This is a genomic window from Microseira wollei NIES-4236, assembly GCF_020521235.1.
In the GTDB taxonomy this organism is placed as follows: Bacteria; Cyanobacteriota; Cyanobacteriia; order Cyanobacteriales; family Aerosakkonemataceae; genus Microseira; species Microseira wollei.
Genome location: NZ_BLAY01000799.1, coordinates 1 through 231 on the forward strand (window position 1 = coordinate 1; position 231 = coordinate 231).

1 pseudogene is annotated in these 231 nt (G+C 54.5%); it reads left to right on the forward strand.

The window, feature by feature from the left end:
* Positions 1-231, forward strand: a pseudogene (locus tag MiSe_RS50550) (hypothetical protein); the annotation flags it as partial.

Here is a 231-nt window from a genome sequence, read left to right on the forward strand (position 1 = left end):
ATTCCCAGGTTGAACCTGGGAACGATTTCGAGCAACCTCGCGCATCTGATTCCCAGGTTGAACCTGGGAACGATTTCGAGCAACCTCGCGCATCTGATTCCCAGGTTGAACCTGGGAACGATTTCGAGCAACCTCGCGCATCTGATTCCCAGGTTGAACCTGGGAACGATTTCGAACCTCGCGGATCTCGTTCCCAGGTTGAACCTGGGAACGATTTCGAGCAACCTCGCG